Source organism: Sorangium sp. So ce448, from assembly GCF_051520915.1.
Classification (GTDB): Bacteria; Myxococcota_A; Polyangia; order Polyangiales; family Polyangiaceae; genus Sorangium; species Sorangium cellulosum_B.
The window spans coordinates 11,357,934-11,374,796 of the sequence record NZ_CP150343.1; the positions used below are offsets into that span (position 1 = coordinate 11,357,934).

16 protein-coding genes are annotated in these 16,863 nt (G+C 71.5%); 13 read left to right on the forward strand and 3 right to left on the reverse strand.

Going from position 1 to position 16,863, the window contains the following annotated elements:
* The first annotated feature begins 132 nt into the window (after nt 1-132).
* From WMF45_RS42915 to WMF45_RS42925, 3 genes are all read left to right on the forward strand, one after another.
* Nucleotides 133-558: a MarR family winged helix-turn-helix transcriptional regulator gene (locus WMF45_RS42915; protein ID WP_437712284.1), complete on the forward strand. Its 426-nt coding sequence runs from the start codon at nt 133-135 to the stop codon at nt 556-558.
* Nucleotides 559-612: 54 nt separating this feature from the next.
* The gene (locus WMF45_RS42920) at nt 613-1,596 is read left to right on the forward strand and encodes a TerB family tellurite resistance protein (RefSeq protein WP_437712285.1); all 984 of its coding nucleotides are present in this window, start codon (nt 613-615) and stop codon (nt 1,594-1,596) included.
* Between the two features lie 169 nt (nt 1,597-1,765).
* A complete protein-coding gene (locus WMF45_RS42925) occupies nt 1,766-3,301 on the forward strand; it encodes an Eco57I restriction-modification methylase domain-containing protein (protein ID WP_437712287.1) in 1,536 nt (511 codons plus the stop codon).
* 17 nt (nt 3,302-3,318) lie between these two features.
* Here the strand turns inward: WMF45_RS42925 and WMF45_RS42930 are convergent, their stop codons facing one another.
* Nucleotides 3,319-4,575, reverse strand: a complete 1,257-nt coding sequence (locus WMF45_RS42930) for a formylglycine-generating enzyme family protein (RefSeq protein WP_437712289.1) — start codon at nt 4,573-4,575, stop codon at nt 3,319-3,321.
* Between the two features lie 240 nt (nt 4,576-4,815).
* Here WMF45_RS42930 and WMF45_RS42935 point away from each other — a divergent pair, with 240 nt between their 5' ends.
* Entirely contained in the window at nt 4,816-5,901 is a 1,086-nt protein-coding gene (locus tag WMF45_RS42935; RefSeq protein WP_437712291.1) for an ATP-binding protein, read from the forward strand.
* A gap of 9 nt (nt 5,902-5,910) precedes the next feature.
* Nucleotides 5,911-8,367: a DUF5682 family protein gene (locus tag WMF45_RS42940; protein WP_437712292.1), complete on the forward strand. Its 2,457-nt coding sequence runs from the start codon at nt 5,911-5,913 to the stop codon at nt 8,365-8,367.
* Between the two features lie 72 nt (nt 8,368-8,439).
* On the opposite strand, the gene WMF45_RS42945 is transcribed toward WMF45_RS42940, so the two are convergent.
* Nucleotides 8,440-9,396: a hypothetical protein gene (locus tag WMF45_RS42945; protein WP_437712294.1), complete on the reverse strand. Its 957-nt coding sequence runs from the start codon at nt 9,394-9,396 to the stop codon at nt 8,440-8,442.
* Between the two features lie 171 nt (nt 9,397-9,567).
* A complete protein-coding gene (locus WMF45_RS42950; RefSeq protein WP_437712296.1) occupies nt 9,568-10,497 on the reverse strand; it encodes a LysR family transcriptional regulator in 930 nt (309 codons plus the stop codon).
* Nucleotides 10,498-10,659: 162 nt separating this feature from the next.
* On the opposite strand from WMF45_RS42950, the gene WMF45_RS42955 reads away from it, so the two are divergent.
* From WMF45_RS42955 to WMF45_RS42990, 8 genes are all read left to right on the forward strand, one after another.
* Complete coding sequence (locus WMF45_RS42955; RefSeq protein ID WP_437712298.1) at nt 10,660-10,980, forward strand: putative quinol monooxygenase; 321 nt, start codon at nt 10,660-10,662, stop codon at nt 10,978-10,980.
* 63 nt (nt 10,981-11,043) lie between these two features.
* A complete protein-coding gene (locus WMF45_RS42960) occupies nt 11,044-11,526 on the forward strand; it encodes a hypothetical protein (RefSeq protein WP_437712300.1) in 483 nt (160 codons plus the stop codon).
* Between the two features lie 86 nt (nt 11,527-11,612).
* Complete coding sequence (locus tag WMF45_RS42965; RefSeq protein ID WP_437712301.1) at nt 11,613-11,885, forward strand: hypothetical protein; 273 nt, start codon at nt 11,613-11,615, stop codon at nt 11,883-11,885.
* A 169-nt stretch (nt 11,886-12,054) separates the two neighbouring features.
* Nucleotides 12,055-13,515, forward strand: a complete 1,461-nt coding sequence (locus WMF45_RS42970) for a sensor histidine kinase (protein ID WP_437712303.1) — start codon at nt 12,055-12,057, stop codon at nt 13,513-13,515.
* A complete protein-coding gene (locus tag WMF45_RS42975) occupies nt 13,512-14,897 on the forward strand; it encodes a sigma-54-dependent transcriptional regulator (RefSeq protein ID WP_437712305.1) in 1,386 nt (461 codons plus the stop codon). Before WMF45_RS42970 ends, WMF45_RS42975 begins: the two co-directional genes overlap by 4 nt.
* 194 nt (nt 14,898-15,091) lie before the next feature.
* Nucleotides 15,092-15,760, forward strand: coding sequence for a UPF0158 family protein (locus WMF45_RS42980; RefSeq protein ID WP_437712307.1), 669 nt, complete (start codon nt 15,092-15,094; stop codon nt 15,758-15,760).
* Nucleotides 15,761-15,783: 23 nt separating this feature from the next.
* Complete coding sequence (locus tag WMF45_RS42985) at nt 15,784-16,416, forward strand: OmpA family protein (RefSeq protein WP_437712309.1); 633 nt, start codon at nt 15,784-15,786, stop codon at nt 16,414-16,416.
* A 50-nt stretch (nt 16,417-16,466) separates the two neighbouring features.
* Entirely contained in the window at nt 16,467-16,853 is a 387-nt protein-coding gene (locus tag WMF45_RS42990) for an AgmX/PglI C-terminal domain-containing protein (protein ID WP_437712311.1), read from the forward strand.
* The last annotated feature ends 10 nt before the right edge of the window (nt 16,854-16,863 follow it).

Consider the following 16,863-nt stretch of genomic DNA (forward strand, 5'->3'; position numbering starts at 1 on the left):
CCCGCGCCGATCGGTGGCCGGCCGCGCGGCGCGCCTGCCCGCCCTCCGCGGCGGACGGACCCGCGCAGGCCATCGCGCAAACGCGCCGGCAACTACTTGCGCGTTAGCAACTAATGCGTAATAGACAATATTGTGAGTAAGCAAAAGGTCCTGGGCTCGCCGCTCGAGCGGTTCACGCGGATGATGTTCTCGCGCATCATCGCGGGGCTCGCGCGCGCGCTGCACGAGGAGGACTTCAGCGTGGCGCAGGTGGCCGCGCTGCACCTCATCGATCAGGACGGCCCGGTGCGCGTCACCGCGCTCGCCACGTCGCTCGGGCTCTCGGCCTCGGCCGGGAGCCGGCTCGTCGATGGCCTGGTGCAGCGGGGGCTCCTGGCGCGGCAGGAGGATCCCGAGGACCGCCGCGCGAAGACGCTCGCGCTCACGCCGCTCGGCCGCCGCTTCGTCGACCAGGCGAGCGCGGAGCGGGTCCGGGTGATCCTGGAGACGGCCAGGTCGCTGCCGCCGGAGATCTCGGCGGCGATCCTGTCAGCGATCAGCGCGTTTCAGCGAGAGTGAGCCACGTTCACGGAACGTGGTGCGTGAAACCCCTTGTCCGAAGAGGAGGTCAGCATGGATATCGTCGTGTTTCTGTCTCATGAGCTCCCGGCCGCGCTCGGCGCGCTCCGGGAGGTGGCCCTGGCCGGCGGCCCGCTCGCGCGCTTCGACCCGAAGCAGCGCGCCGTCCTGGAGGAGCTCGCGGCCCTGCACGGCGCCCGCGCCGACGTCGACGGGCTGCCGCGCGTCGCGCCCGAGGCGGTGGCCAGCGCGATCCCGGATCCGCACCGGCGCAAGCGGCTCGTGCAGCTCGCGCTCGTGACCGCGATGGCGGACGGCGAGGTGACGGCGGCCGAGGTGGACGCGATCGAGGCGCTCGCCCGGGCGCTCGGCGTGCGCGAGCAGGGCGTGGGCGTGCTCCGCCTCGTGGCGCGCGGCCACAGGGGGCTCGCCAAGGCCGCCGTGCGGCGCCGGCTCGTCGGCGCGTTCGCCGGCGAGGTCCTGAGGAAAGAGGGCCTGGCCGGCGTGCGCAGGCTCCTCGGGCCCTTCTTCCGCGCGGGCGCCGAGGATCGCTCGCGGGCCTTCCGCTACAAGCAGCTCGGGCTCCTGCCCGAGGGCACGTTCGGCCGGGTGTTCTGGGAGCACTGCACCGAGCGCGGCTTCCTGTTTCCCGGCGAGAGCCGGGACGCCATCCCGGAGCGCATGGTGTTCCACGATCTCGGCCATGTGCTCGCGGAGTACGACACCGATCCTGCGGGCGAGATCCAGGCCGGCTCCTTCCAGGCGGGGTTCATCCGGCGCGACGGGTTCGCCTTCCTGCTCTTCGTGATGCTGCAGTTCCACCTCGGGATCCAGATCACGCCCGTCGCCGCGCCGCAGGTCGGGCTCTTCGAGGCGCGCAAGGTGCTGCGCGCGGTGGCGCGCGGCGCGGCCTGCAAGGTCGATCTGAGCGATCGCTGGGACTTCTGGGGCGTCGTTCACCTGCCGCTCGGCGAGGTGCGCGAGCGCTTCGGGATCCCGCCGCTCGCCGCGAGGGAGCCGCGACAACAGGCAGCCTGAAGGGCGCGCCTGCGCGGCGTCCATGAGGCCTCCGGGCGACAGAAGGGGGCCTCCCGGTGCGCGTCGAGCTCGACCGCCGTGAACATCGCCTTCTTGGCGAGGCGACCAGGGACACTTGCCGTCCGGGCACGGTTGGCTCAACGCCCCACCTGGGGTAGCCACGTCGCCGATGAGCCGGGCCGCGAGATCCGAAGCAGTCCTCCCGCCGCCGCTCCTCGACCGCGTTGACCTCCACCGCATCGAAGCCGCGTGGGCGCTGGATCCCCGCACGCGGTCCGAGCTGGGCCAGTTCCTCACGCCACCGCCGGTGGCGTCGTTCATGGCGTCGCTGTTCGAGCGTTCCTGCGAGGAGATCCGCGTGCTGGACGCCGGCGCCGGCGTGGGCAGCCTCCTTGCGGCGTTCACGGCCAAGGCATGTGCCCGCGAGGTACGCCCGAGCGCGATCCGCGCGACGGGCTTCGAGATCGACCCGCGACTTGCAGCGCGCCTGCGTCGGACTGCGCGCGCGTGTCGCGACGAGTGCACCGGTGCCAGGATCAAGTTCACTGCCCACATCATCGAGGCCGACTTCATCCGGTCGGCCGTCGAGCAGCTCGACGGCGGACGGCTTCGCCCGAGCCTGCCGCGCTCGTTCACGCACGCGATACTGAATCCGCCGTACAAGAAGCTCAACTCGGGCACCGAGGCCAGGGCGGCGCTGCGGCGCGTGGGCATCGAGACCAGCAACCTGTACACGGCCTTTCTTGGGCTCGCGATCCTCCTCCTGGAGCCGGGCGGGGAGCTCGTCGCGATCACCCCCCGGAGCTTCTGCAATGGTCCTTACTTTCGGCCATTCCGGGAGCTGTTCTTCCGAGAGATGTCGCTGCGAAGGGTGCACGTCTTCGAATCGCGCAAAGCGGCGTTCGCGGAGGACGACGTCCTTCAAGAGAACGTCATCATTCACGCTGTCAGGGGCGGTCGGTGCGAGTCCGTCACCATCTCGTCGTCGCGTGGGCCCGCAGACGGGCTGCTGTCAGTCCGTTCCGTGCCGTTTGAAGACGTCGTCCGGCCTGGAGATCCCGAGCTGTTTGTCCATGTGGTGCCGGACGACGCCGGGGAGAGGGTCGCGGCCACGTTCGCCCGCATGCCGTCCCGCTTGAAGGACTTGAACATCAGCGTTTCGACGGGCAAGGTCGTCGACTTCCGAGCGCGCGAGTTCTTGCGGCGGGAGCCCGACAGGGGCACCGGTCCGCTGATCTACCCGACGCACCTCGCGTCGGGCGCCGTTCGCTGGCCCAAACGCGGCAAGAAGCCGAACGCCCTCGTGGACGCGCCGGAGACGGCCAATCTCTGGATGCCCGCGGGGAACTACGTGCTCGTCAAGCGCTTTTCGTCGAAGGAGGAGCGGCGGCGGGTCGTCGCCGCCCTCTTCACGCCCGAGAGCGCACCTGGAGCCAGGATCGGGTTCGAGAACCACCTCAACGTGCTCCACCGGAGCGGCAAGGGGCTGCCGATCCTGATAGGGCGGGGCCTAACTGCCTTCTTGAACTCGACCCTCGTGGATACGCACGTTCGGCAGTTCAACGGCCACACGCAGGTGAACGCGACCGACCTGAGGAACCTCGGGGTTCCGACCGTCGAGCAGCTCGAGCAGCTCGGGCGGCGGGTGCCTGATCCCGGCCTTTCACAGGAGGAGCTCGATCACCTTGTCGAGGACGTGCTGTGATGGCGTGAGGGCGGATCTCACTCGGCAGGTGGCGGTGTTCTCGCGCAGCGGACCCCGTTCCCGGAATAGCGACCCGGGCTCCGGTAGACACCTCCGCTGGTCGCATACAGACCAGGCTCGCCATCCCGATAGTTCCCGCCGTGGGTCTCCAAATAAAAGCCCCCCGAGGACCGCTCCAGGACGATGCAGTCGACGCAGGGTACCGGGGGCGTGCCCGTGACCGACCAGTCCCGAGTAAACTCCTCCATGCCTCCGCTCAGGTCCTGCTGTCCCCATCGCCCTGCTCCCGCCGGCCGCGATCCGACAGGGAGGATGTCGCTCAGCGCGCACTCCTGCGCGGGACTCCCGTCCGCGATGCAACCATAGTTCGCACGGCTCGGGTCGATCTCCTGGCCCCACGGGTATACCCGATGCTCGTCGCCGCCGGATGCCGCATAGTTCATCTCCGTGCTCGTCGGGAGGCGCCCTCCATCCCACACGCAGAACGCGAAGGCTTCTGCCCACGTGATGCAGTTCATCGGCAGGTCCTCGTTCGGCCCGACCTCATCGGTCCACGTCGACACCTCCGGCTCCGCGTAGCAGCGCAGCACGGCCTCCTTGAGCGCCGCGGTGTCCTCCTCGAACCAGTGGTTCCAGTCGGCAGACCAGCCGCTCCCCGGGACCTGCGGGTGCTGCCCCGCGCCTTCCTCGGGCGCGCTCGCCCGCGTCCCCTGGCCGGCCTCGACGAACGCACGAAACCGCCCCACCGTCACCTCATACGTGTCCAGGAGAAAGCTGCTCACCGTCGCCGGATAGGAGTCGTCGGTAGAGTTCACACCATCGAAGTGCCGATTGAACGTGCCACCCGGAACGAGCCTGCTGTCACAACAGCTGATGCCCTCGGGTCCGCACAGCGGCTCCTTCGCCGGCCCCCCCGATCCGCAGCTCCGCGGCCCAGCCGGCGCCCCGGCGCCCGCTCCGCTCCCGCCGCCGCCAGCATCACCGCCGCCCACCGCGGTGTCGCCCGGTTCGTCCCCACCAGCACCACCGCCGCCCCCCACGCCATCGCCGCCGGCCGCGCCGCCGCCGCCCACCACGCCATGGCCACCGGTCGCACCGCCGCCGCCCGGTTCGTCCCCGCCAGGCCCACCGCCGCCCGCCCCGCCGCCTCCCCCGTTGCCGGGAGCGTCCTGGTTCGGTTCCGCATCACAGGCAGCCACGCAACCACCGGCGACGACAGCCGCTGCGATGACCCCGAACCACGCGCCTCGCCCACGGCTCTTGCTCCTCATCATTCGCCGCCTCTCCTCTCGTGCCGATCCCCTGCCCATGCGCCTCGGTTGCGTCTTCCGTGCAAGCGGCGCCGCTTCGAGAGCAGGATCGGGCGCGAGCAGACACAGGGTCAAGCCACGCTCAGGAACAAGCAGCTTCTCGTCTCCCGGCAGGATCCACCCGTACTCCAGGAGATCGCCTCCGCTCGCGCCGTTCTCCCCCCCTCTCTCCGCCACGTTCTGCGGTAACCTCCTGCGCCACCCATGAGCGACCTCCGCCAGCCCGCCGAGACCAAGTACGAACACGAGCTCGCGGCCCTCGCCGCCAACGACACGGCGCCGAGGCCGCCCGGGTGGCGCCTCTCGCCGAGGGCCGTCGAGACCTACATCCTCGGCAGCGACAAGCCTGTCGGCGGCGTCGCGATCACCCCCAAGTACATCGGCGATCGCGCCCTCGTGCAGGTCGCCCTCGCGACCCTCGCCTCCGACCGCGCCCTCATGCTCGTCGGCGAGCCGGGCACCGCCAAGAGCTGGCTCTCCGAGCACCTCTCCGCCGCCATCAGCGGCACGAGCGCCCTCGTCGTCCAGGGCACCGCGGGCACCAGCGAGGAGCACGTCAAATACGGCTGGAACTACGCGCTGCTCCTCGCCGAAGGGCCCTCGCAGAAGGCGCTCGTGCCCTCGCCCATCCTCCGCGCCATGCGCGACGGGCGCTTCGCGCGCTTCGAGGAGATCACCCGCACCTCGTCGGAGATCCAGGACGCGCTCATCTCCATCCTGTCCGAGAAGCAGGTCGCCGTCCCCGAGCTCGACCAGGTCGTCCCCGCGCAGCGCGGCTTCAACCTCATCGCCACCGCCAACACCCGCGACCGCGGCGTCAACGAGATGAGCGCCGCGCTCAAGCGCCGCTTCAACTTCATCACCGTCCCCGTCGTCGACGACCTCGAGCAGGAGATCAGCATCGTGCAGAAGCGCGAGGCCGAGCTCCGCGGCGACTACCAGGTCGGCGTCGAGCCGCCCGCCGAGCTCGCCAAGCTGCTCGTCACGCTCTTCCAGGAGCTCCGCGCCGGCGTCACCAAGGACGGCAAGACCAAGGTGAAGACCCCGGGCTCCGTCCTGTCGACCGCGGAGGCCATCAGCGTGCTCTTCAACAGCGGCATCCTCGCGCAGCACTTCGGCACCGGGAAGGTGACCGCCGACGACCTCTCCCGCTCGCTGCTCGGCGCCGTGAGCAAGGAGGGCGGCGACGACCTCAAGGCCGTCCGCGAGTACTGCGAGACCGTGGCCAAGGGCCGCGCAGGGCTCTGGAAGGAGTTCTACGCCTCCGCCAAGAAGCGCCTCGCGATCTGAAGGGACCCGATGGACCTCGACCGGCTCGCCGCCGTGCACCTCTTCCCGGTGCGCCACCACTCGCCGCGCTCCAGCGCGACGCTGCGCGCCTACCTCGACGAGGTGCGCCCGAAGGCGATCTTCGTCGAGGGCCCGAGCGACGCCACCCCGCTCCTCGAGGCGCTCGTCGACCCGAAGACCGTCCCGCCCGTGGCGATCCTCGGCTACCGCACCGACGGGGAGCCCGCGTCGTCGCTGTGGCCGTTCGCCGCCTACTCGCCCGAGTACGTGGCGGTGAAATGGGCCTTCGAGCACGGCGTGCGCGTCGAGCTCATCGACATCCCCGTCGGCACGACGCTCGCGCCGTTCGACGGCGCCCTGGTCGGCCACGACGACGCCGACGATCCGGGCGGCCACGAGCGCGAGATCGACGAGGACCGCGGCGAGCAACAAGGGGAACACGGCGGACACGGCGAGCACGGCGGTCACACGGACGACGGCGGCGACGGGGACGGCGGCGACGGCGGGCCGGCCAGCGCGGAGGGGGAGCAGGAGAGCATCTATGCGGCGTGCGCGCGCGCCCGGGGCTTCCGCTCGTTCGAGGAGTTCTGGGAGGCCTCGTTCGAGGCGCCCCGCTACGAACCCGGGCCGTTCCGCGAGGCCCTGCTCGCGTACGCGGACCTCGTGCGCAGCGACGGCGACCGGCTGATCCACCGGGCGCGCGACGCCTACATGGCGCGGAGCATCCTCGAGCGCATGGGGCCGGACCTCGCCCCGAACGAGGTCGCGGCCGTGCTCGGCGCGGCGCACGCGGCGGCGTTCGCGGCGCGCGACGTCGATCCGGCGCTGGAGGCGCGGCTGCCGGCGCCGATCCCGTGCGCCGTGACGCTCATCCCGTTCAGCTTTCCGCGGCTCTCCGAGCAGCTCGGCTACGGCGCGGGCAACCGGGCGCCGCAGTACTACCAGCGCGCGCACGACGCGGGCGGCGACTTCCGGCGCGCCACCCTCGAGGTGCTGATCGACTTCACCGAGCACCTCCGCCTCCGCGGCTTCATGGCCTCGCTCGCCGACACCATCGAGGCCTTCCGCCTCGCGGTCTCGCTCGCCGAGCTCCGCGGCAAGGCCGAGCCCGGCCTCGACGAGGTGCGCGAGGCGACGATCGCCACGATGTGCCGCGGCGACGCCACGCACGTCGACGGCTTCCTCTGGCCGGCCGTCATCGGGCGCAACGTGGGCCGCGTCGGGGGCGGCATCGGGAAGAACTCGCTCCAGGAGGAGTTCTGGCGCGAGGTGCGCGAGCGCAGGCTCCCCGCCACCGACGCGCCCGAGTCGTTCCGGCTGTCGCTCACGAACGAGGTCGAGGTCGGGACGAGCGTGTTCCTCCACCGACTCCGCATCGCGAAGATCCCCTACGCGGCGTACGCCGGCACCCGGGCGGCCGGGCGGGGCGGCGCGGGCGCTCGCGGGCAGCGGCGCGGCCAGGCGGCGAGCGAGGTGCCGCCGGACGAGCTGCTCCGGCAGCTGAGCGAGACGTGGGAGGCGCAGTGGACGCCGGCGACCGACGTGGCGCTCGTCGAGAAGATCGTCCTCGGCGACACGCTGGAGCAGGTCGCGACGCGGCTGCTCGAGGAGGACCTCGCGGCGTGCCACACGACCGGCGAGGCCGCCGACGTGCTGCTGAACGCCGTGCTCGCGTCGAGCGCCCGCGCGGCGGCCTCGGCGCTCGACGCATGTGACCGGTTCGCCGCGGGCGACAGCGATCTGCCGTCGCTCGCCCGGGCGTGCCGCGCCTTCGCGGGGCTCGCGTCGTTCGGGTCGTCGCGGTCGCTGTCGTCGCTCGGCGACGGGGTGATCGCGACGATGCTGGAGAAGACGTACGCGCGCGCGGTCCTGCGCGTCCACGGCGGCTGCACGGGCAGCGACGAGGCGGTCGCCCCGGCCAAGGAGGCGCTGCGCACGCTGCACGACGTGGCCCTGTCGCAGCCGATCGTCGACCGCGCCGCGTGGTTCGAGGCGGCGCGGGCGCTCGTGGACAGCGACGCGGTGAACCCCACGGCGTCGGGCCTCGCGTGCGGGCTGCTCTACCTGGCGCAGGTCATCGACGACGCCGAGGTGGCGCGGATCGTCGGCCTGCGGCTCGGGAGCGCGGCCCCGCCCGAGGCGGCGGCGTCGTTCCTGGCCGGCTTCCTCGAGGTGAACGCGCTCGTTCTCGTGAAGAGCCGCCCCGTGGTCGAGGCGCTCGACGCGTTCCTCGGGGGCATCCTTCCCGAGCGCTTCAAGGACACGCTCCCCGTCCTGCGGCGCGCGTTCGGGGCGCTCGGCGCGACCGAGCGGCGGTACCTGCTCGAGAACGTGCTCGCCTCGCGGAAGCTCGGGGACAAGGCGCGCGCGGCGCAGGCGGTGCTCCTGGAGAAGGACCGTGAGAAGCTGAAGGAGATGAGCGAGGACCTGTCGCAGGCCATGGACGACCTCGACGACCTGCTCTGACGCGGGGCCGTGACGGCGCCGCGCCGCCGGCCGCCCTCACGCGGCCGGCGGGGCCAGCGGGGCTCGCTCGCCTCACTCCTCCCGGCCGGCCCGCGACCAGCCGCCGACGTTGAGGTCCGGGTGCTCCGCCAGGAAGCTCTGCAGGCCGGGCGGCGGGGACGCCCACGCCGCGAGGCGCTCCGGCGCCTTCTTGGCGGGCACCACCGCCGAGCGCGAGTAAGAGCTCCACGCGCCGTCGCCGCAGGCATAACACGCAGCGCGCGCGAGCTTCGCGGTCACCCGGAGCGCTCCCCGCGCGTCGTAGGCCGGCGCGATCTGCACGAGCTCCGGCGCATTCTCCTCTTGCCGGGCGGCCTCCGGATCGTCCTCGTCCTCGTCGAGGAGCGCCTCGGCCTCGCCCTGCAGCGCCGGCACGCCGGACACCTCGGCGAGCAGGTTGACGATCGCCCCCTTGTCGGCGTCCCACACCGTGAAGCCCACGCCCACGAAGCCGTGCGCGCCGCACGCGTAGGTGTACGTCCGCTCCTCGATGAACAGGTACGGCCCGACGCTCCCGATCGCCTCCGCCTCGTGCTGGATCACGTTGCTCCCGTCCGCGTCCGACGGCGCGATCACCTGCTGGCGCGCGCCCGTCCCGCGCAGCACGAGCTCCGCGCGGTTCGCGGTGCCCTCACCCGGCTCGTGCGTCTCCTCGGGCCCGAAGTCGCAGGGCGAGGTCTCCACCTTCACCTCGCGCACCTCCCAGCGCCACTCCCCTCGACCGGTCGCCACGACGATCCCGGGCTCCTCGCGGATCACCGCGCCTTCCTCGGTGAGGTGCCATGTCCGAGGCGGCCCATCGCCCGTGCGGCCCCAGACGAGGAGCTCCCCGCCGAGCGCGGCGCCCTCGGCGCCCTTGGACTCGGACGAACGCGGGGCAGGCGGGTGCGGGACGTCGAGGGCAACGGGAAGAGCCGACTGCGGGCGGGCGGCGCAGCCGGAGATCAGCGCAAGCAAAGCGATCGACGTGGCGAGTCGGGGGCGCGGCATGCCGGCCGGAGGAGCACGGCACATGCCGCAAAGCGCCGCCCGGAAAACCCACACCGCGCCGAGTACCGGTGTCGCCGCGGGCCCACGCCGCGTGGCAGACCAGCCCCATCGCGATCCGGTCTCGACCTACGCCTCGCGGAGGAGCTCCCGCTCCGCGTCAGGAGCTGATCCTCAGCCGCCTTCGCCCAGCCCCGCGACCGGCTCACACGCGACGGCGCGCTCGATGGCGGCGCGAAGCCAGCTGTGGCCCTCGTCGCCCTCGCAGCGTTCGGGCCAGACGAGCGTCAACGTGTAGCCCCTCGCCTCGAGCGGACACGGACGCACCACGAGATCGAGCTTCCGGGCCAGCGCCACGGCGACCCGCGCGGACACGGTGAGCAGCAGGTCAGAGCCGGAGAGGATGAACGGAGCGACGAGGAAATGCGACACGGTCAGGGTCACCCGACGGCGCAGCCCCCGCGCCGCCAGCTCCTGATCGATGACGTTGTGGTCCTCTCCGTGCGGCGAGATCATCAGGTGCTCGCAGGCGGCGTAGCGCGCCGCCGTGAGCGCCTTCCGGGAGGCCGGGTGGCCCCGCCGCATCAGACAGACGAGCTGCTCGGCCGCGAGCTGCGTGGACCGGCATCCGTCGGGCACCGGCCCGCCGCGCCCCAGCTTGGCGTCGAGCTCGCCGCGGCGCAGGAGCTCGGCGAAATCCGGCGGGATGTTGCGGCAGCGCAGGTTGACGTGCGGCGCCTCGGCGGCGAGGATCCTGGTCAACGGCGGGAGCACGAGCAGCTCCAGGTTGTCGGTCGCGACGAGCCGGAACGTGCGGGTCGAGCGCCCCGGGTCGAACCGCTCGGCCTGGCCGAAGACCTGCTCCAGCCGCTCGACGGCCTCGGCTGCTCTCGGCAAAAGGTCCCGCGCTCGTTCGCTCAAGGTCATCTGCCTGCCCACCTGGACGAGCAACGGATCCCCGAAATGGGCGCGCAGCCGTGAAAGCGCGTGGCTCATCGAGGGCTGCGTCACGCCCACCCGGCGCGCGGCGCGCGTGACGCTCCTCTCCTGGAGCAGAGCGTGCAAGGCCACGACAAGGTGGGTGTCCACCGACTGCAGGCGCATGGTCGATGGATACCACGCCGACCCATAGACATCACCTATGTGCTGGCGCGCCTGCTATCGATTCGACGTTCGATCCGCCGGCGCGTATCTCTGGTCTCCGGAGGGCTCGTGCCGCCGCACGGAGCCGGAGCCCCCAGGGCGCCCCCAACCCAGGAAGCTGCCATGATCATCGAATACATTCGCTACACGATCCCCGCAGAGCAAGAGCAGGCGTTCCTGTCCGCTTACCGCGCTGCGGCCACGGAGCTGCGCGGCTCCGTGCATTGCCTCGACTATGAGATCTCCCGATGCACCGAGGAGCCGGCGAGCTTCGTCGTCCGCATCCGCTGGGACTCGCTGGAAGGCCACCTCCAGGGGTTTCGCAAGGAGGCGTCGTTCCCGTCATTCTTCGCCAAGGTGAAGCCCTTCTACGGGTGCATCCAGGAGATGAGGCACTATGCCTTGACCGACGTCGCCGGCGCGGGGAGCCACCCTGGCGGCTGAACGAGCGCGCGTACGACGCGGGCTCCCCTGGTTTCGCGCAGGCCATCGTGCGATGCTCCCTCGATGACGCGGAAGATCGCATCGTTCCAGGCGCTCGCTCTCGGACGGTCGCTCTCGCTTCTTCTGCTCCTCGTTCACTGCACGAGCACGCCGAGCCCGGCGACCTCGGCCACGATTCCGGACGCTCCGCCTGGCCGAGGGCCTGGCTCGCTCGCGGAGCAGGGGCCCGGCCCCGAGCCGGCCCCCGAGCAGGGGTCGGCCCGAGGGCCCGAGCCCGATACCGGCAGCGCGCCGACGTCCGATCCCGACCAGAGCCCTGCCTCCGATCACGCGCCCAGAGCGGATCTCCCGCCGCCCACCAAGCCGGCGCGATGCGCTGCTCCGGCCCGACCTGCTCAGCACTTCGTCGACTGCGTCGCCCGCGAGGTCTTCGCCGCCGGCTGCTGCTACCCCAGCTTCGAAGCAGCCTGTGCGGGCCTCGGCTGCTCTCTGAGGGCCTGCGAGCTCTTGAAATCGGCCCCCGCTCAGGCCCGATGCACCCGCTGATGTCCATGCCTCCGGAGGGCGCGGCGATGGGCAGCTCTCGACAACAGCCATGTCCGCGGCGACGGCCCGGTCGCTCGTCGCCGTGGGTGTACAAGCCCGTCTCGGCGCTCCTCGCGCTCCTCGTGGCGGGCGCCTCGCTCACGGCCTGCTCCAGGGTCACCAGCGCGCCGAAGGGCCGCGAGGCAGCGCCGGAGCGCGACAGCGCCTGCGCGGATCCCGCGAAGCCCAAAGCGTACTTCTATCCAGCGGAGAACCGGACGGACTACGCGCCTGACGACCCCTGGAAGGACGGCTGCGCCATGCTGGTGCCAGATCACCTGTTCTGCTGCCCGGAGAAGGCGCCCGCCGAGCCGCGGTAACGGGTCCCAACGGAGCGGCCCACCAGGCTCCGCAGGGGAGCGCGCTCCGACGGCCCGCGCGGCCCGCGCGGGGGCCATCGCCGGTGCCGCAAAATGCGGCATGTCGTACTTTGCGGCGGCGTCGAGCGGCGTTGGCTCGCCGCGCGCCACCTGCGCTACGACGTCGGGCATGAAGCTGGCGCGCAAGCTGACGCTCGCCCTGGTGTTCGGGGTCTTCCTTGTGCTCGCGCTGAGCGCCTACGTGCAGATCCGCAGAGAGTCCAAGACCTTCGAGAACGACGTCCAGCGGGACCATCACGCGATGGGCCGCGCGCTGGCCGCCGCCATCACGGGGGTGTGGCGCACGGAAGGGCCCGCGCGGGCGCTGCGCCTCGTCGAGGACGCCAACGAGCGCGAGAGACAGGTGGACCTCCGGTGGGTCTGGCTCGACGAGCAGGCGGATGACGCCCATCGGCCCCGCCTCGCGCCGGAGCTGCTCGTCCCCGTCTCGCGAGGGCAGGCGGTCGTGCACAGGCTCCCTCGCGAAGACGCGGACGTGCTCGTCACGTGCGTGCCAGTGCCGGTGACCGGCGACCGCGTCGGCGCGCTGGAGCTCTCCGAGTCGCTGGCGGGAGCCCGCCGCACCATCCACGGCATGATCCTGAACACGGCGGTCACGACGGCCGCTCTGACGCTGGTATGCGGGTTGCTCGCGACGTCCCTCGGCGTCGGCCTGGTGGGACGCCCCATGCGCACGCTGATCGATCAGGCGCGGCGGATCGGCGCGGGCGATCTCTCCCGGCGCCTGTCGCTGCGCCAGGAGGACGAGATCGGCGAGCTCGGACGGGAGATGGATGCGATGTGTGATCGCCTCGCCGCGGCGAACCGGAAGCTCGAGTCCGAGGCGGCCGCGCGCCTCGCCGCGCTCCAGCAGCTCCGCCACGCCGAGCGGCTCGCCACGGTCGGCAAGCTCGCGTCCGGGATCGCACACGAGCTGGGAGCGCCCCTCCAGGTCATCGCGGGGCGCGCGCGCATGCTTGTCGACGGAGACGTCACGGGAGATGAGGTGCCGGCCAACGGGCAGATCATCCTCGAACAGTCGCAGCGAATGACGCAGATCATCCGCCAGCTGCTCGATTTCGCCCGGCGCCGTAGCGCAGAGAAGCAGGAGACCCCGCTGAGGAGCGTCATTCACAGCACGTTCGTCATGCTGAGGCCGCTGGCCGAGAAGCAGGGCGTCACGATGGTCCAGGAAGGAGACACGCCGGAGCTTGTCGTCCACGCCGACGCCGACCAGCTCCAGCAGGCGCTCACCAACGTGGTGGTCAACGCGATCCAGGCCATGCCGGCCGGCGGCACGCTGACCGTCGGCCTCCGGGCAGAGCGCGCCAGTCCCCCGGCCGACCAGGGAGGGGCCGAGGGGGAGTATGTCGCGCTGTCCGTTCGTGACGAGGGGCAGGGCATGTCGGCCGACGTCCTGGAGCACATCTTCGAGCCGTTCTTCACGACCAAGCCCGTGGGCGAAGGGACCGGGCTCGGTCTATCGGTCGCCTACGGCATCATCAAGGAGCACGGCGGCTGGATCCACGTCGACAGCCGGGCGGGCTCCGGGAGTCGCTTCACGATGATGCTGCCGCGGGGGAACTCATGACAGGGCGCGTCCTGATCGTCGATGACGAGCGCGGCGTCTGCGAGCTCCTCGACGCCGGGCTCAGGAAGCGCGGGTTCCGGACGGCGTGGCGGACGTCGGCCGCCGAGGCGTTCGAGCTCCTCGGCGTGGAGGATTTCGACGTCGTGGTCACCGACATGACCATGCGCGGCATGAGCGGCCTCGATCTCTGCGAGCGGATCGTCCAGAACAGGCCCGATCTCCCGGTCATCGTCATCACCGCGTTCGGGAGCCTCGACACCGCCACGTCCGCCATCCGCGCCGGCGCGTACGACTTCGTGACCAAGCCGTTCGAGCTCGAGGCGCTCCGGCTCACCGTGGAGCGCGCCCTGCGCCACCGCGCCCTCCGCGAGGAGGTGCGCCGCCTGCGGCGCGCCGTGGCCGAAGCCCACGGGTACGAGCAGATCCTCAGCGGCAGCCCGGTGATGAGGAGCGTGTTCGACCTGCTCGATCGCGTCGCCGACTCGGACACGTCGATCCTCATCACGGGAGAGAGCGGGACCGGCAAGGAGCTCGTCGCCCGCGCCGTGCACCAGCGCAGCCGGCGGAGCGAGGGCGCGTTCGTGGCGGTCAATTGCGCCGCGGTCCCGGACGCCCTCCTCGAGAGCGAGCTCTTCGGCCACGCGCGGGGCGCGTTCACCGACGCCAAAGGGGCCAGGAGCGGCCTGTTCGCGCGGGCCCACGGCGGAACCCTGTTCCTCGACGAGATCGGCGAGCTGCCGATCGGGCTCCAGCCGAAGCTCCTTCGCGCCCTCCAGGAGCGCGTCGTCCGGCCCGTCGGCGCCGACGAGGAGCTCCCGGTGGACGTCCGGCTCATCGCCGCGACGAACCGCGACCTCGAGACAGCGATCGAAGAGCGCCGTTTCCGCGAGGATCTCTACTACCGGATCAACGTCGTCCACGTCGACCTGCCGCCGCTCCGCTCCCGCGGCGCCGACGTGCTGCTGCTCGCGCAGCATTTCCTCGAGCACTTCGCGACCGTCAAGGCGAGGCCCATCCAGGGCCTCTCGGCGCCCGCGGCGGAGAAGCTCATGGCCTATGCGTGGCCCGGCAACGTGCGCGAGCTCCAGAACTGCATCGAGCGGGCGGTCGCGCTCGCGCGGTACGATCACATCACCGTCGACGACCTGCCCGAGAAGATCCGCACGTACCGGCGCTCCCACGTCCTTGTCTCGAGCGACGACCCGACCGAGCTCGTCCCCATGGAGGAGGTCGAGCGGCGCTACATCCTGCGCGTCCTGGAGGTGGTCGGCGGGAACAAGAGCCAGGCGGCGCAGATCCTGGGCTTCGACAGGGCGACCCTCTACCGGAAGCTCGAGCGGTACGGCATGCGCGGAGGACGCTCGGGCGACCCGAAGCCGTGATCCGCCCGGCGGCGCCGCGGCAGCGCCCGGCCGCGCCCCGCGGCCTCCCAGGGGGCGCGACTCCGCTCCTCGCCGGCCTGTTGCACAACGCGACACCCGCAGCTGCTGCCGGAAAACACGCTGCCAGGCGCGCCGCGCGGCCGCGCGCCTCCTGCGTGACTGGCATGCGAGCTGCCTGCGGGCCTGTCGCGCAGATGAGCACCACCACGCCGGAGTCCGCCGCTGCGAACCGGAGCATCCCTGTCGACTGGAACGCTCTCGCGAACGCCTTCGACAACAGCGCTCAGCACATCCGCTATTTCCTTCACCTCGAGACAGGCGCGGTGATCCGGCTTGTCGACGGGCTCGCCGACCCGGACACGCGCGCGCGCGTCGAGGCGGATCCGGGCTGCGTGCGCGTCGAGGCCATCGGCGCGCCGGAGCAGTACCGGTGGCTGCAGGCGTTCATCGCGACGGTCGACGACCTCGAGCTCCAGCTGCTGCTCCTGCAGTGCCTCCAGGGGCGGGGATCGTTTCGGCGGTTCAAGGCCGTGCTCTCTGGCAGGCCGGAGCAGCTCCGGCGCTGGCGCGTCTTCCGGCTCGCGCAAATCCGTGCCACCATCCTCGCGTGGTTTCACACCCGCGGTCTGATACCGGCTTCGTTCGAGCATGCGTGGCCCAGCGAAAGCGCTGAGCCGAGGAGATCTCACGCCGCCGACTCGGCTCGCCAGCGGCTCCACGCGGCGGCGAGCGCCCTCGCGCCGGGCGATCTCCACGCGCTCACGTCGCTCGCGGAGCTCCTGCGCGCGACGCGCTCCGGCGTGCCAATTCCCGCGGTTTCATCGAGGGGCGACGCAGAGCGCCCCGGTGGCCTGGGCCCGTGACAGCGGGCCATGGAGACGCGATCATGAACGAGTTCGACGATAAACGAGATGTGACGAGCCGCCCGAGCCCCCGCCGCTGGCTCGCCGCGCGGCGAGCCACGGGCCTCGGGCCCTGGGTCGCCGGCGCCGTGCTCACGGCGATGGCCCTGGGCTCGATCGCCTGCGGCGGCGTCACCACGTTCGAAGGAGGGAAGGCGCTCGCCGTCGTGGGCCGGCCGCCCGCGCCGCCCCCGCCGCCTCCGCCGCCCCCGCCGGAGCGCGTGGTCGTGACGGACGACAAGATCATCATCAACGAGAAGATCCAGTTCGAATACGACCAGGCGACGATCCGGACGGAGTCCCACAGCTTGCTGGACGAGGTCGTCAGCACGATCAAGAAGCACACGCACATCAAGAAGATCGCGATCGAGGGTCACGCGAGCGCCGAGGGGTCGGAGGACCACAACCTGAAGCTCTCGGATCGCCGCGCCAAGGCCGTGATGAAGTACCTCGTCGATCACGGGATCGCCGCCGGCATGCTCACCGCCAAGGGCCTCGGCAAATCGAAGCCCATCGCGGACAACGACACGCCCGAGGGGCGGGAGAAGAACCGTCGCGTCGAGTTCAACATCGTCGAGCAGGACGCCGCGCAGAAGACCGCGGACGCCGCGAAATGAACGCTGGTCCGAAGCCGCCCGTGAGCGGCGCTCCCCGCAAGGAGGCGAGCATGAAGCAATTGTTTTCGGGTCTCACCATGATGGCTCTGGCGAGCGCGTCCGCGGGCTGCTCCTTCGCCGTGCGGAACGCCGAGATGTACCGCGACGATACGGCCGCGCTGCTCGAGACGAAGCGCGAGGAGATCAGCGCTTGTTATGACGCGGAGCTCGCGCGGAACCCCGGCGCGAAGGGCAAGGTCACCGTCGCTTTCACGGTGCTCGAGGACAGCGGCCGCATCACGAACGTCGCCGTCGACCCCGCCGGCACCACCGCGTCGGACGATGTGGCGAGCTGCGTCGTGAAGTCGATCGACGGGCTCGTCCTCACCCCGCCCGACGAGAAGCAAGGCAAGGGGAAGTTCGTCTGGGAGTTCACCGCCGGGGCTCCGAAGGCGTAGCTCCGCCGCG

Bases quoted from the DNA above. Each gene is read 5' to 3' on its own strand.
- WMF45_RS42920 (WP_437712285.1), top strand. From the start codon at position 613: ATGGATATCGTCGTGTTTCTGTCTCATGAGCTCCCGGCCGCGCTCGGC.
- WMF45_RS42950 (WP_437712296.1), bottom strand. From the start codon at position 10,497: ATGCGCCTGCAGTCGGTGGACACCCACCTTGTCGTGGCCTTGCACGCT.
- WMF45_RS42945 (WP_437712294.1), bottom strand. From the start codon at position 9,396: ATGCCGCGCCCCCGACTCGCCACGTCGATCGCTTTGCTTGCGCTGATC.
- WMF45_RS42975 (WP_437712305.1), top strand. From the start codon at position 13,512: ATGACAGGGCGCGTCCTGATCGTCGATGACGAGCGCGGCGTCTGCGAG.
- WMF45_RS42925 (WP_437712287.1), top strand. From the start codon at position 1,766: ATGAGCCGGGCCGCGAGATCCGAAGCAGTCCTCCCGCCGCCGCTCCTC.
- WMF45_RS42935 (WP_437712291.1), top strand. From the start codon at position 4,816: ATGAGCGACCTCCGCCAGCCCGCCGAGACCAAGTACGAACACGAGCTC.
- WMF45_RS42960 (WP_437712300.1), top strand. From the start codon at position 11,044: ATGACGCGGAAGATCGCATCGTTCCAGGCGCTCGCTCTCGGACGGTCG.
- WMF45_RS42980 (WP_437712307.1), top strand. From the start codon at position 15,092: ATGAGCACCACCACGCCGGAGTCCGCCGCTGCGAACCGGAGCATCCCT.
- WMF45_RS42985 (WP_437712309.1), top strand. From the start codon at position 15,784: ATGAACGAGTTCGACGATAAACGAGATGTGACGAGCCGCCCGAGCCCC.
- WMF45_RS42930 (WP_437712289.1), bottom strand. From the start codon at position 4,575: ATGATGAGGAGCAAGAGCCGTGGGCGAGGCGCGTGGTTCGGGGTCATC.
- WMF45_RS42955 (WP_437712298.1), top strand. From the start codon at position 10,660: ATGATCATCGAATACATTCGCTACACGATCCCCGCAGAGCAAGAGCAG.
- WMF45_RS42940 (WP_437712292.1), top strand. From the start codon at position 5,911: ATGGACCTCGACCGGCTCGCCGCCGTGCACCTCTTCCCGGTGCGCCAC.
- WMF45_RS42990 (WP_437712311.1), top strand. From the start codon at position 16,467: ATGAAGCAATTGTTTTCGGGTCTCACCATGATGGCTCTGGCGAGCGCG.
- WMF45_RS42970 (WP_437712303.1), top strand. From the start codon at position 12,055: ATGAAGCTGGCGCGCAAGCTGACGCTCGCCCTGGTGTTCGGGGTCTTC.